The 13,182-nt window shown below is 70.4% G+C and carries 14 protein-coding genes; 10 read left to right on the top strand and 4 right to left on the bottom strand.

Annotated elements, in window-relative coordinates:
• The first annotated feature begins 61 nt into the window (after nt 1–61).
• Together holA and DKT68_RS17130 are read left to right on the top strand one after the other, a co-directional pair.
• The gene (gene holA / locus DKT68_RS17135; protein WP_109818420.1) at nt 62–1,042 is read left to right on the top strand and encodes a DNA polymerase III subunit delta; all 981 of its coding nucleotides are present in this window, start codon (nt 62–64) and stop codon (nt 1,040–1,042) included.
• Complete coding sequence (locus DKT68_RS17130) at nt 1,039–1,461, top strand: hypothetical protein (RefSeq protein ID WP_109818419.1); 423 nt, start codon at nt 1,039–1,041, stop codon at nt 1,459–1,461. The genes holA and DKT68_RS17130 overlap by 4 nt, the downstream gene beginning before the upstream one ends.
• 100 nt (nt 1,462–1,561) lie before the next feature.
• Here DKT68_RS17130 and rpsT read toward each other — a convergent pair whose 3' ends face one another.
• On the bottom strand, nt 1,562–1,828 hold the full coding sequence (rpsT, locus tag DKT68_RS17125) for a 30S ribosomal protein S20 (RefSeq protein ID WP_109818418.1): 267 nt from the start codon (nt 1,826–1,828) through the stop codon (nt 1,562–1,564).
• Nucleotides 1,829–2,010: 182 nt separating this feature from the next.
• Complete coding sequence (locus DKT68_RS17120) at nt 2,011–3,177, bottom strand: phosphotransferase family protein (RefSeq protein ID WP_407940754.1); 1,167 nt, start codon at nt 3,175–3,177, stop codon at nt 2,011–2,013.
• On the opposite strand from DKT68_RS17120, the gene DKT68_RS17115 reads away from it, so the two are divergent.
• The 8 genes from DKT68_RS17115 (at nt 3,059) to DKT68_RS17080 (ending at nt 10,905) form a co-directional block, all read left to right on the top strand.
• The gene (locus DKT68_RS17115) at nt 3,059–3,595 is read left to right on the top strand and encodes a DUF4240 domain-containing protein (protein ID WP_109818416.1); all 537 of its coding nucleotides are present in this window, start codon (nt 3,059–3,061) and stop codon (nt 3,593–3,595) included. The genes DKT68_RS17120 and DKT68_RS17115 overlap by 119 nt on opposite strands.
• A gap of 150 nt (nt 3,596–3,745) precedes the next feature.
• Nucleotides 3,746–5,623 carry a translation elongation factor 4 gene (gene lepA, locus DKT68_RS17110; protein WP_109818415.1) on the top strand — a complete coding sequence of 626 codons (1,878 nt, stop codon included), beginning with the start codon at nt 3,746–3,748 and terminating at the stop codon, nt 5,621–5,623.
• Between the two features lie 373 nt (nt 5,624–5,996).
• On the top strand, nt 5,997–6,281 hold the full coding sequence (locus DKT68_RS17105) for a GlsB/YeaQ/YmgE family stress response membrane protein (RefSeq protein WP_109818414.1): 285 nt from the start codon (nt 5,997–5,999) through the stop codon (nt 6,279–6,281).
• A 305-nt stretch (nt 6,282–6,586) separates the two neighbouring features.
• Nucleotides 6,587–6,871: a GlsB/YeaQ/YmgE family stress response membrane protein gene (locus tag DKT68_RS17100; RefSeq protein WP_109818413.1), complete on the top strand. Its 285-nt coding sequence runs from the start codon at nt 6,587–6,589 to the stop codon at nt 6,869–6,871.
• A gap of 233 nt (nt 6,872–7,104) precedes the next feature.
• Nucleotides 7,105–8,391 carry a sugar ABC transporter substrate-binding protein gene (locus DKT68_RS17095; RefSeq protein ID WP_109818412.1) on the top strand — a complete coding sequence of 429 codons (1,287 nt, stop codon included), beginning with the start codon at nt 7,105–7,107 and terminating at the stop codon, nt 8,389–8,391.
• Complete coding sequence (locus DKT68_RS17090; protein WP_109818411.1) at nt 8,388–9,374, top strand: carbohydrate ABC transporter permease; 987 nt, start codon at nt 8,388–8,390, stop codon at nt 9,372–9,374. Before DKT68_RS17095 ends, DKT68_RS17090 begins: the two co-directional genes overlap by 4 nt.
• Complete coding sequence (locus DKT68_RS17085) at nt 9,371–10,201, top strand: carbohydrate ABC transporter permease (RefSeq protein ID WP_109818410.1); 831 nt, start codon at nt 9,371–9,373, stop codon at nt 10,199–10,201. The genes DKT68_RS17090 and DKT68_RS17085 overlap by 4 nt, the downstream gene beginning before the upstream one ends.
• A 62-nt stretch (nt 10,202–10,263) precedes the next feature.
• Entirely contained in the window at nt 10,264–10,905 is a 642-nt protein-coding gene (locus DKT68_RS17080) for an MOSC domain-containing protein (RefSeq protein ID WP_236646934.1), read from the top strand.
• A gap of 139 nt (nt 10,906–11,044) precedes the next feature.
• Here the strand turns inward: DKT68_RS17080 and DKT68_RS17075 are convergent, their stop codons facing one another.
• Nucleotides 11,045–11,947 (bottom strand): phytanoyl-CoA dioxygenase family protein, encoded by a 903-nt coding sequence (locus DKT68_RS17075; RefSeq protein ID WP_109818408.1) that lies wholly within the window; start codon nt 11,945–11,947, stop codon nt 11,045–11,047.
• A gap of 223 nt (nt 11,948–12,170) precedes the next feature.
• Nucleotides 12,171–13,031, bottom strand: a complete 861-nt coding sequence (locus tag DKT68_RS17070; RefSeq protein ID WP_109818407.1) for a hypothetical protein — start codon at nt 13,029–13,031, stop codon at nt 12,171–12,173.
• Between the last annotated feature and the right edge of the window lie 151 nt (nt 13,032–13,182).

Below are 13,182 nucleotides of genomic sequence, written 5' to 3'. Positions count from 1 at the left end.
GCGGGCTCCAGAGTCCAAGCGGCGAATGACCAGGCACGCTCTCACCGTGGGCCGTGCGAATATGGGCGACGTGACCCCCGCCAGCCTCGCCCCCATTCTGCTCGTCCTCGGTGACGAGGAACTGCTCGCCACGCGCGCGGTGACCGAGGCAGTCGCGAAGGTCCGCAGCGTCGACCCCCAGGTGGACGTCCGGGAGTACCAGGCCGCCGCGCTCACCGTCGGCGAGATCGCCGAGATGCTCAGCCCGTCGCTGTTCGGCGGGCGGCGGCTGCTCATCCTGCGCTCCGGCCAGGACGCCCGCAAGGACCTGGTCGCCGCGCTGCTGGCGTACGCGAAGAACCCCGACCCGGAGGTCCAGCTGCTGGTGCTGCACCTCGGCGGCGCCAAGGGCAAGGCGTTCGCCGACGGGCTGCGGGCGGCGGGCGCGACGGTGGTCCCGGCGGCGAAGCTCAAGGGGCACCGTGACCGCGTGTCCTTCGTCCGCGACGAGATCCGTCGAGCCGGCGGCAAGTGCACCGACGACGCCGCCGAGGCGCTGATCGCGGCGGTCGGCAACGACCTGCGCGAGCTGGCCGCCGCCTGCTCCCAACTGATCGCCGACACCGACGGGCGGATCGGCGCCGACACAGTCGCCCGCTACTACCGGGGTCGGGTCGAGGTGAGCGGCTTCACGGTGGCGGACGCCACGATGGTCGGCGACGTGCCGGCCGCGCTGGAGGCGCTGCGCTGGGCCCTGCACGTCGGCGTCGACCCCGTGCCCATCGCCGACGCCCTCGCCGACGGGGTACGCACGGTGGCCCGGGTGGCGTCCGCCGGGCGGGGCAACCCGTACCAGCTCGCCAGCAGCCTGGGGATGCCCGCCTGGAAGATCGAGCGGGCGCAGCGGCAGGGGCGCGGCTGGACGCCGGAGGGGCTGGTCCGGGCCATGCAGGTCGCCGCCGAGTGCAACGCGGCCGTCAAGGGTGGCTCGGACGATCGGGCGTACGCCCTGGAACGCGCCGTCTTCTCGGTCGCGGCGGCCCGGCAGGGCAGCACCCGGTGACGGGGCCGAACCGTACGGCGTGGGCCACCCTCCCCGCCGACGAGGAGCGTTACCGGCCGCTCTACGCCCGGCTTCTCGGCCTGCGGTTCGTCAACCCGGGCGGCGTGCTCTGCTTCCTCTTCTTCGAGGGCACGGTCGCGCTGGCCGTGCTGCTCGCCCTCGCCGAGCTGGTCACCTGGTGGGCGGTGCTGGTGCTGCCCGCCGTGGTGGCGGCGATGGTGAAGCTCAACGACATGGTCGCCGCGATCGTGGTCCGTTCCGCCGCGCTCGTGCCCGAGCAGGAACGGGACCGCTTCCGCCGGCAGATGGAGCCGGTGGTCGGCCGGGCCCGGGTCGAGTGGATCTCGCACAGCGTCACCGGTGTGGTCATCAACGCCGATCCCGCGCGGCCCACCAACCGCTCGGACCGGTTGGACTGACCTGGGTCGACGCCGACCCAGCCGCCAGCGACGGCGGCTGGACATGCGGAAGCCCCGGACCGGAGTCCGGGGCTTTCCGAATCAGTCTGACGGCGAGTCGTCAGGCGGAGAGAGCCACCACGCGCTTGGCGATCGCCGACTTGCGGTTCGCGGCCTGGTTGGAGTGGATCACGCCCTTGCTGACGGCCTTGTCCAGCTTGCGCGAGGCGTCCTGCATCAGCGCGGTGGCCTTCTCGACGTCACCGGCCTCGGCAGCCTCGTTGAACTTCCGGACGGCGGTCTTCAGCGACGACTTGACCGACTTGTTGCGCAGCCGGGCCTTCTCGTTCTGCCGGTTGCGCTTGATCTGGGACTTGATGTTCGCCACGCGACAGCCTCGTCTTGATAGCTCGGGTTGGTCAGCTTGTGCGCGGATGACGAACATGCGTCATCGCTACGCGAAGAGCCAGGTTACCAGGTCGCCCGGGACGAGCCAAAACGGCCCAGCCACCGCGCGGCCGTACGCGTCGATCATCCGGCCCGTCGACGACCACGTTACGCCCCGGGCGGTCACCGCCAGCCCTGGCGGTTGGTGAGCCAGTCGAGCGCCTGCTCGCCGCTCCACCGCTGGTGCGCGGGCAGGTGGGGCGAGGCCGTCACCGGGGCCGTGGTGGCGCCGGTGAGGAAATAGCCGGCCAGCGCGGCCAGGGTGGCGTCCAGCGCGTCCGGCGGCGCGCCCGCGGTCACCGGGTGTGTGGCGAAGAGCCGGTCCGCGTCCAGGCCGCCGGCGTACGCGGTGAGCAGCAGGCCCGCCAGGTCGAACCAGGCCGGCCCGTGGCAGACCCAGGTCCAGTCGCAGAACCACGCCCGGCCGTCCCCGTCGATGAGCACGTTGTCCACCCGCAGGTCGCCATGGGTGAGGTCGGCCACCCCGGCGGCGTACCGGGGAAGGCGGGACTCCAGCGCCACCAGTTCCGGCAACCGGCCCCGCACCGGCTCGGGCAGCGCCGGCGCCGGCTCCCGGCCCGCGGCGACCTCCTCCCACCAGAGAATGTCCGACCGGGCCAGATCGGCCAGGTGCGGCAGGCCGAGCGCGGTCAGCCCGGCCGGCGGGTCGGCCAGCGCGGCGGCGACCTCCGCGTACCCGGCGAGCGTCGCGTCCAACTCCGCCTCCCCCCACGGGAGTCGCGGGGTGTGACCGTCGACGGCGTCGGTGCAGAGCACGAACCAGCCGGCCTCGTACAGCGTCCACCGGGGGCGGGGCGCCGGCAGGCCGGCCGGCAGCCGGTCGAGGATCGCGGCCTCCCGGGCGTACGCATCGACGAGGTGCGGTTGCTCGGCGGCGGGTGCGGCCTTGACGAAGGCCCGGTCGCCGTCGGCGGTGGAGAGCACGGCGGCGAAGCCCCGGGTGAAGCCCGCGCCGGCGACCCGGGCGGTGACCACCGGCGCGCCGAGCCGGTCGGCGATCGCGTCCCGCAGCGCCGCCGGCAGCGCCGGCCACGACGGGCGCAGCGCGCTGGCGTGGTAGGGCACGGGAGGCAGCGGCGTCGGGGACACCCCACCATGCTGCCCTGGGGGTACGTGCCGGCGCGCGGTGACACTGCCAGACTGCCAAGCCATGAGGACCGAGGACTTCTGGCAGCTGATCGACCAGGCCCGGGCCGGCGGTGGGGGAGAGCCGGGGCTGGTGGCCGCACGCGCCGTCGCGCTGTTGGCCGAGCGCGACCCGGAGGACATCGTCGGGTACGCCCGGCACCAGACGCGGGTGCTGGCCGCCTCGCACAAGGCGGACCTGTGGGGGGCGGCGTACCTGATCAACGGCGGTGCGTCGGCGGACGGCTTCGAGCACTTCCGGGGTTGGCTGATGACCCAGGGCCGGGCGGTCTTCGCCCGCGCGGTCGCCGAACCGGACTCGCTGGCGGAGCTGCCCCAGGTGCGGGCCGCCTCGCTCAGCGGGGAGGAGTTCTCCGCCGAGCAGATGCTGGCGGTGCCCTGGGACGCGTACCGCAGGGCCACCGCGTCGGAGCTGCCGGCGGAGCGGGAGCCGGTGCGCGCGCCGGACCTCAACGACTTCTGGGACTTCGACGACGAGGAGGAGGCCCGCCGGCGGCTGCCCCGGCTGGCCGCGCTCTTCGTGGAGCCGCCGATGGAGTGAGGCCGTGCCGGGTGCGCGCCCCGCGCCGGCGCGGTGCCTGCCGGGTGGGGAGGATCGCCCGCGCAGCGGACGCGCGCCGGCGGCGTGGGATCATAGAAGGGGTCGGCGTCACGCCGGCCCGCTCACGTCAGCCGATCAGAACGGACCGCTGTGCCACCGACGCCCGATTCCGCCCGGAACGCTCCCGGTGCCACCGACCCGGCAGGCATCCGGAACTTCGGCATCATCGCCCACATCGACCACGGGAAGTCCACCCTGGCCGACCGGATGCTGCAGCTCACCGGCGTGGTCGACCCCCGGCAGATGCGCGCGCAGTACCTGGACCGGATGGACATCGAGCGCGAGCGCGGCATCACGATCAAGAGCCAGGCCGTCCGGATGCCGTGGACGATCCGCGAGGGTGAGCGGGCCGGCGAGCACGCGGTGCTCAACATGATCGACACCCCGGGGCACGTCGACTTCACCTACGAGGTGTCCCGGTCGCTGGCCGCGTGCGAGGGGGCCGTGCTGCTGGTCGACGCCGCGCAGGGCATCGAGGCGCAGACACTGGCCAACCTCTACCTGGCGCTGGAGAACGACCTCCGCATCATCCCGGTGCTCAACAAGATCGACCTGCCGGCCGCCCAGCCGGAGAAGTACGCCGAGGAGCTGGCCCACCTGATCGGCGGCGACCCCGCCGACTGCATCCGGGTCTCCGGCAAGACCGGCGAGGGCGTCCCGCACCTGCTCGACGAGATCGTCCGGCAGTTCATCCCGCCGGTCGGCGACGCCGAGGCGCCCGCCCGGGCGATGATCTTCGACTCGGTGTACGACGTCTACCGCGGCGTGGTCACCTACGTCCGCGTCATCGACGGCCGGATCAGCGCCCGGGACCGGATCAAGATGATGTCCACCGGGGCGGTGCACGAGCTGCTGGAGATCGGCGTCATCTCCCCGGAGATGGTGAAGGCCGAGGCGCTCGGCGTCGGCGAGGTGGGTTACCTCATCACCGGTGTGAAGGACGTCCGGCAGTCCCGGGTCGGTGACACGGTCACCATCAACACCCGGCCGGCGAAAGAGGCGCTGGGTGGCTACAAGGACCCGAAGCCGATGGTCTACTCGGGCCTCTACCCGATCGACGGGTCCGACTACCCCAACCTGCGCGAGGCGCTGGACAAGCTCAAGCTCAACGACGCCGCGCTGGACTACGAGCCGGAGACCTCCGGCGCGCTCGGCTTCGGCTTCCGCTGCGGCTTCCTCGGCCTCCTCCACCTGGAGATCATCCGGGAGCGGCTGGAGCGCGAGTACAACCTCGACCTGATCTCCACCGCGCCGAACGTGGTGTACCGGGCGATCACGGACGACGGCGAGGAAATCGTCGTCACCAACCCCAGCGAGTACCCGACCGGCAAGATCGCGGAGGTGTACGAGCCGGTGGTCCGGGCCACCGTGCTGACGCCCAACGACTACGTGGGCGCGGTGATGGAGCTCTGCCAGGGTCGGCGGGGCAGCCTGCTCGGCATGGACTACCTCTCCGCCGACCGGGTCGAACTGCGGTACACGCTGCCCCTCGCGGAGATCATCTACGACTTCTTCGACCAGTTGAAGAGCCGCACCAAGGGTTACGCCTCGCTCGACTACGAGCCCACCGACGAGCAGGCATCGGACCTGGTGAAGGTGGACATCCTGCTGCACGGCGAGCCGGTGGACGCGTTCAGCGCCATCGTGCACAAGGACAAGGCGTACAACTACGGCGTCAGCATCGCCGCCAAGCTGCGCACCCTGATCCCGCGCCAGCAGTTCGAGGTGCCGATCCAGGCGGCCATCGGCAGCCGGGTCATCGCTCGGGAGACGATCCGGGCGATCCGCAAGGACGTCCTCGCCAAGTGCTACGGCGGTGACATCAGCCGTAAGCGCAAGCTGCTGGAGAAGCAGAAGGAAGGCAAGAAGCGGATGAAGATGGTCGGGCGGGTCGAGGTGCCGCAGGAGGCCTTCATCGCCGCCCTCTCCTCCGACTCCGGCGACGGCAAGCCCGCCGGCAAGAAGTGACGCCGACGCCGGTGCGCCGGCGCTGATTGACGAACACGGCCGGTGCCCTCGGCCGGGCGGTCGCGACGACCGATCGCCCGGCGGGGCGCCGGCCGTCGCCGTGTCCCGGTCGGCAGTTCCCGTGCTCCGGACGACGGTGACCGTCGCTGGCGGAGAAATTTTTCGGGCTCGTCGAGATGGCGGCGGATCCTGACGACAGAGCCCGCGACCTGTGTGGACGCCCTCCCGCGCCAATCGACGCACCCCGTGCGGCATTGACGCCTGCCGCTGCGGCTCGACATGAGTCGGTTTGGATTTTCGGCGGCTCGGGAACTTAGCGGTCACGACAGGAAACACACATCGTGTGTCAGACATTCTTTGAAGGAGGGCGATCGTGGAGCTCACCGTGTGGGGCATCATCACTGCGCTTGTTGTTGGTCTCATCGTCGGCGCGCTGGGCCGCCTGGTCGTCCCGGGCCGGCAGAACATGCCGATGTGGCTGCACATGCTGATCGGTGTCGGCGCGGCCCTGCTGGGCACGGTGCTGGCGCGGGCCGTCGGCATCGCGACCGAGACCAACGGTATCGACTGGGGCGAGCTGCTGGTGCAGGTCGTCGTCGCGGCGATCGCGGTCGCGCTGGTGGCCGGCGTGGGTCGCCGCCGCAGCGTCACCCGGTAACACCCGCACCACCGCACCACTTCTGATTTGGGCGCCCGACCAGCTGGTCGGGCGCCCATCGGCGTTCATCCCGGGTGTGGCGGTCGCGTGCCGCCCGATGCCGCCCGACGCCAGTCGCGGCCACTCGCGGCGCGCCTCGACGCCTCGGCGGCGGGCCGTGCGGGGCGGTGGAACGTGTCCCGGTCGGCACAGTAGTGATCGTCTGGTCGGCAAAGTCGGTTTGGATTTTCGGCGGGTCGGGAACTTAGCGGTCACGACAGGAAACACACATTCGTGTGTCGGACATTCTGTGAAGGAGGGCGACCGTGGAGCTCACCGTGTGGGGCATCATCACTGCGATCGTTGTCGGTCTCATCGTCGGGGCGCTGGGCCGCCTGGTCGTCCCGGGCCGGCAGAACATGCCGATCTGGCTGCACCTGCTGATCGGTGTCGGCGCGGCCCTGCTGGGCACCGTGCTGGCGCGGGCGATCGGCATCGCGACCGAGACCAACGGTATCGACTGGGGCGAGCTGCTGGTGCAGGTCGTCGTCGCGGCGATCGCGGTCGCGCTGGTGGCCGGCGTGGGTCGCCGCCGCAGCGTCACCCGATAACAACCCGGCATCAACTGGCACCATCGCACGACACGAAAGAGCGCCCGGCCAACAGCCGGGCGCTCTTTCGTGCGGGAGTGCCCGACTTCGGCCCGGTGCCACCGCACCCTTTCGTCGATCCCCTGCGGTACGGTCGCCACGCTCCGACGGTCCGCCCACTGTCGTAAAGGAATTCTTCGTACTAGGGTGCGGCGGAGAAGGTTAGTTCCAGGCGGCGCGAGGGGAGAAGTGGCGTGAACAGGTGGAAGCGGCTGGCCCCGGTCACCGCCGTGGTGGCCTCGGCCGCGATGGTGCTGACCGGCTGCGGGGGCTCCGGCGACGACGCGGCCGACGACAGCAAGCTCACGGTCTGGATGATGGGCGAGGGTGGCGACGCCCAGAACACCTTCCTCGACGGGGTGGAGACCGAGTTCCGGCAGAAGCACCCCGACACCGACGTGGTGGTGCAGTACATCCCCTGGCTCGAGGCGCCCAAGAAGTTCCAGGCGGCGCTCGCCGGCGGTGAGGGTCCGGACATCACCGAGCTGGGCAACACCGAGACCCAGGGCTGGGCGGCCCAGGAGGCGCTCGCCGACGTGAGTGGCCGGATGGGCGGCTGGGCCGACGGCAAGGACCTGCTGCCCGACCTGGTGCGCAACGCGCAGCTCGACGGCAAGCAGTACGGCGTGCCCTGGTACGCCGGCGTCCGGGCGATCTACTACCGCACGGACTGGTTCGCGGAGGCGGGCGTGCAGCCGCCGAAGACCTGGGACGAGCTGGTCACCGCGGCCAAGACCGTCCAGGCGAAGAAGCCGGGCACCTACGGCATCGCCCTGCCGGGCAACTCCGAGCTGCCCTTCTACTCCTTCCTCTGGGGCGCCGGCGCTGAGATCGCCACCAACCAGGGCGGGGCCTGGAAGTCCGGCTACTCCACCCCCGAGGCGCAGCGCGCGGTCAAGTTCTGGACCGACCTGGTGACCGTCCACAAGGTGGCGCCGCCGGCCGCGGCCGGCTGGAACGAGATCGACGCCCGCACCCAGTTCGCCACCGGCAAGGCCGCGATGGCGTTCGCCGGCAGCTGGCAGCAGGGCGCCATGAAGAAGGACAACCCCGAGATCGAGAAGGTCTGGGGTACGTTCCCGATCCCCGGCCCGGACGGCAAGGCGGCGCCCGGTTTCGCCGGTGGCTCGGACGTGGCGATCTGGAAGGACAGCGAGCGCCAGGACCTGGCCTGGGACTACCTGACCGTGCTGCTGAAGAAGCAGAACGCGCAGAGCTTCGCGAGCAGCCTCGGCTTCTTCCCGGTCTACCAGGACCTGATCGCCGGTGGCACGTACGCCAACGACAAGGTCATGGCGTCGTTCGCCACCACCATGCAGAACACCAAGCTCACGCCGCTCACTCCGAAGTGGGTGGAGGTCAGCCGGACCAAGACGGTGACCCAGGCGATGAACAGCTCGGTCATGAAGGGTCAGAAGACGGTCGAGAAGGCCACCGCCGACGCGGCCGCCGAAATGGAAGGCATTTTGAACAGCAAGTGAGCTTACTGACGAACGCGCCGGAGGCGGCCGCCGCGCGGGAGACCCCCGCGCGGCGGCGTCGCCGGGTCGACCGCCTGCCCTACCTGCTTCTCCTGCCCGCACTGGTGATCATCGGGGTGCTGCTGCTCTGGCCGCTCGGCCAGGTGGTGGTGATGTCCTTCTACCGGTTGAACAGCGTCCGGCAACTACGCGGTGACCGGGAGTGGCCGTGGGTGGGGCTGGGCAACTACGCCGACATCCTCTCCGACCCGTTCTTCCTGACCGTGCTGCGCAACACGGTCCTGTTCGCCGCCGCCAACGTGCTGCTCACGATGGTCCTCGGCACCCTGGTCGGGCTGCTGCTCAACCGGCTCGGCCGCAAGATGGCCACCTTCGTGGCGAGCTGCGTGATGCTCGCCTGGGCCACCCCGGCGCTCACCGGCACGATCGTCTGGAAATGGATCTTCGACGACACGAGCGGGCTGGTCACCTGGCTGTTCAACGCGCTGCCGGACGGCCTCTCCAACAGCCTGTTCGGCCGCAGTGACTGGACGGGCTACGGCTGGTTCAACTCGCCCCTGCTCTTCTTCGCCATCCTCACCCTGGTGGTGGTCTGGCACTCGTTCCCGTTCATCGCGGTGAGCGTGCTCGCCGGCCTGAAGAGCGTGCCGAGCGAACTGCACGAGGCGGCCCGGGTGGACGGCGCCGGCCCCTGGCGGGTGTTCTGGAGGATCACCTTCCCGCTGCTGCGCCCGGTCTTCGGGATCCTGATCGTGCTCTCCACCATCTGGGACTTCAAGGTCTTCACCCAGCAGTTCGTGCTGGCCGGCGGCACCCAGGACCGGCCGACGTTCATGCTCTCCATCTACTCCTACGCGGAGGCCTTCTCGCCGCCGCCGAAGTACGGCCTCGGTTCGGCCATCGCGGTGATCCTCACGCTGATCCTGCTCGTGGTCACCGGCTTCTACGTACGGATGGTGCTCAGGCAGGAGGACGAGTCGTGAAGAAGGTCGCCCTCAACGGCGCCGGGTTGCTGGTCGCGCTCTTCGCGGCGTTCCCCGTCTACTGGATGATCTCCACCTCGCTGAAGCCCAGCAGGGAGATCTTCTCGTCCACGCCGCAGCCGGTGCCGACCCATCCGACGCTGGAGCACTACCGGGAGATCCTGACCGGCAACCTGATCCCCGGCGTGAGCTTCGTCGACTTCTTCCTCAACAGCGCGCTGGTCGCGGTCTCGACGGTGGTGCTCAGCGGACTGGTCGCGCTGCTCGCCGCCACGGCGGTCGCCCGGTTCCGGTTCAAGTTGCGGACCAGCTTCCTGATCATGCTGTTGGTGGTGCAGATGATCCCGCTGGAGGCGCTGGTCATCCCGCTGTTCCTGATGATCCAGCGGCTCGGGCTCTACAACACCCTGCCCAGCCTCATCCTCACGTACCTCGGCTTCTCACTGCCGTTCGCGGTCTGGATGCTGCGTGGCTTCGTCGCGGCCGTGCCCAAGGAGCTGGAGGAGGCGGCGGCCATCGACGGAGCCAGCCGCGCCCAGATCTTCCGCCGGATCCTCTTCCCGCTGGTCGCGCCCGGCCTGGTGGCCACCAGCATCTTCTCCTTCATCACCGCGTGGAACGAGCTGATCTTCGCGCTGACGTTCATCAACGACCAGAGTCGCTACACCCTGCCGGTGGCGATGACCTTCTTCTTTGGTCGGGACGACACCAACTGGGGGCCGGTGATGGCGGCCTCCACCCTGTTCACGCTGCCGGTCATCATCTTCTTCCTGTTGGTGCAGCGGCGGATGGTCTCCGGCCTGGTCGCCGGCGCCGTCAAGGGCTGACCCCGGCAGCCGGCCGCTGCCGTGGGCTGGCCCGGCGCTGCCCCGCCACTAGGCTGGCCGTCATGACGGGCAGGGTGGCAGCGGTGAACCTCGGCGTGGTGACCGAGGCGGAGTGGGCCGGCGACGCGAGCGGTCGCAGCGGCATCGACAAGCGACCGGTCGACGGGCCGGTGTCGCTGCTCGCTGAGGGCGTGGCGGGCGACTTCATCGGGGAGCGGGCCCACCACGGCGGCCCGGACAAGGCCGTCTACGCGTACGCCGAGGAGGACGCCGCCTGGTGGTCCGCGGAGATCGGCCGGGCCATCCGCTCCGGCGGCTTCGGTGAGAACCTGACCACCTACGCGGTCGACGTGACCGGCGCGGTCATCGGCGAGCAGTGGGAGATCGGGACGGCGCTGCTCCAGGTGACCATGCCGCGTACGCCGTGCACGACGTTCGCCGGCTTCTGGGGGATGCCCGACCTGATCCGGCGCTTCACCGTGCGTGCCACCCCGGGGGCGTACCTGCGGGTGCTGCGCGAGGGGGAGGTGGGCGCCGGTGACCCCGTCGAGGTGGTGGAGCGGCCCACGCACGGGGTGACCATCGGCGAGGTGTTCCGGGCGACGAGCCTGGAGCCGGAGCTGCTGCCCCGGCTGCTCGACGCGGAGGACCTGCCGGAGCCGATCCGGGAGAAGGCCCGCCGCCGCCTCACCCGTCCGCTCTAACCGCAGAGTCGTCCCACGGGTTGATCATGAAGTTGTTGCCAGCCGCACGGCGTGTCGCGGACAATAACTTCATGATCAACCGTTGTGCAGAAGGGCCCCTCGCTGTCGCCTCGTGCGCAGCGAGGGGCCCTTCCTCAGGTCAGCGGAGCCAGGGGATGTTGCGGTCCAGCAGGCCGCGCTCCTTGAGCTCCTTGCGCAGCGGGATCTCGTCGTCGACGTACCCGTCCCAGTTGATGCCCCAGTAGTTCGCGGTGTGGGTGCCCTCACCGATCAGCTGGCGTTGCACGGGCGTGCGGTTGCGGTACCACTCGCCGTCCAGGTCCGGGTGCAGCTCGTCGAGCGGCCGGATCCACCGGTAGGTGTAGCCGACGAAGAGCATCTTGCGGGTGATGGTCGACAGGTTCGTCGACCGGGAGTGCCACTGCCGGCGGTCGAAGATGAAGGCGTCACCCGGGTTGGCGGTGATCTCCACCGTGCCCTCCGGGTCGGGGTTGTGCACGCTGAGGTCCTTCGGCCGGGGCAGCGAGTTCCACAGGTGGCTGCCCGGGATGACCTTGGTGGCGCCGCGACCGGTCTCGGAGAGGTCGGAGAGCACGTACGCGACCTTGAGCGAGAACATCGGCCGGGGCAGGTTCGGGTCCATCGTCTCCGGGTCGGAGTTCTGGCGGTACCCGTCCTGGTGCCAACCCCAGTACGGCTTCTCCGGCTCCAGGGCCGGGGGAGTGACGTCCAGGTGGTTGTGGTGGGTGTAGATGTTCCAGCCGGCCAGTCCCCACATGTACGGGAAGGCGATCGGGTGGGTCAGCAGCTCGCCGAAGAGCTCGTCGCGCTCCAGGAAGCCCAGCAGGTGCAGGGTGCCGTCCTTCTTGGTGTTGCCCTTGGCCTGTTCCTCCGCGTAGACGCGGTCGACCGCCGCCTCCAGCGCCGCCCGGTGATCCTCGGTCAGGACGTTGCGCAGCAGGAGGAAGCCCTGCTCGTGGAACTCCTTGCGGTCAGTGTCGCTGATCGGTTCGTAGCCGGTCCGGTCGCCGTAATCGAACACCGCGTCGTACCCCTCCCCATGAGGTGAAAGCCTTTTCTGGCACAGGCCGCCGATCGTAACGTGCCACCTCGGCGTTGGGGAGGGCCGGCGGCCTGGCTTGTGGACAGCCGGACCGCGCGCAGCGGAGCCACTACGGAGCGTCAGGTTTTCATCATCAATGGGGAATTACGGTGCCGGTTGTCCGATTGTGCGGTGACTGCCGGTTAAGAGATCGCTGTCGCGGTCATCCCTCGGCGAACACCTCGGCCACCACCTGACCGGCGGGACCCCGCTCGCCGCTCACCTGGCCCCAGGTGCCATCCCGGGCGGTCCACTCGAGATCGCCGAAGCGAACCCACTTCACCCCGTGGTCCTGCGCGTGCGAGACCAGCCAGTGGGCGTACCGCCAGCCGTCGCGCTGGTCGCCCGCGGTCACGGCCAGCCCGGTCTGGTCGGCCGGGTCGGTGCCCGGCAACCCCCAGTCGAGCACCAGGTTGCGGGTCAACTGCGCGGCCGCCGCCGCTCCGCGCATCACCGGGGTACGCCCCACCGTGCAGGCGACCGCGCCGGTGGCGTCACCGAGCAGTGCCCGGCTGAGCACCTCGGAGTCGTCGGCCCACTTCTGGTACGCCTCGGGGAACGCCGAGCGCTGCACGCGCTGGGCGGCGTCGGTGACCCGCATCGACTCCCAGCCGCGGACCTTCTTCAGTGCGGCGTAGAACCGGTTCGCGGCGTAGCGCGGGTCGCGGATCTGCGTCGGGGTGCCCCAGCCCTGGCTCGGGCGCTGCTGGAACAGGCCGACCGAGTCGCGGTCGCCGTCGGCGAGGTTGCGCAGCCCGGACTCCTGGTACGCGGTGGCCAGCGCGACCACCACGGCCCGCTCGGGCATCCCGCGCTGGGCGCCGATCGCCGCGATGGTCGCCGCGTTGGCCATCTGGTCAGCGTCCAGCGCGACCCGGCCGTCGGCCTGGACGGTGCAGGTCCGCGCCGACAGCGGCAGCCGCAGTTGGTCTCCGACCTGCCGTACGACGAGCCAGACTGCGATCACTGCGACGAGGACGAGAACGAGTCCACCCGCCACGGTTGCCCGAGTTCGCACCCACACCCCCACATCGACAGTCCGACAAGCGTACGTCCCGCGGCGACCGATCCGGGCCGTCCGACCGGTTTCCACCTGGCTGGCGCTGCCGCACCGACCGACGTTCCCGCTCCGACCGCGGTCTCACCTGCCGTATTTCCCTTCCATCCTCCCTAAT

This window comes from Micromonospora acroterricola, assembly GCF_003172955.1.
GTDB classification, from domain to species: Bacteria; Actinomycetota; Actinomycetes; order Mycobacteriales; family Micromonosporaceae; genus Micromonospora; species Micromonospora acroterricola.
This window is presented reverse-complemented; position numbering and strand designations above follow the sequence as displayed.

What these genes read in the sequence shown, in the direction of transcription:
- holA (WP_109818420.1), top strand. Translation starts at nt 62, where the DNA reads ATGGGCGACGTGACCCCCGCCAGCCTCGCCCCCATTCTGCTCGTCCTC.
- DKT68_RS17115 (WP_109818416.1), top strand. Translation starts at nt 3,059, where the DNA reads ATGAGGACCGAGGACTTCTGGCAGCTGATCGACCAGGCCCGGGCCGGC.
- DKT68_RS17120 (WP_407940754.1), bottom strand. Translation starts at nt 3,177, where the DNA reads ATGTCCTCCGGGTCGCGCTCGGCCAACAGCGCGACGGCGCGTGCGGCC.
- DKT68_RS17080 (WP_236646934.1), top strand. Translation starts at nt 10,264, where the DNA reads ATGACGGGCAGGGTGGCAGCGGTGAACCTCGGCGTGGTGACCGAGGCG.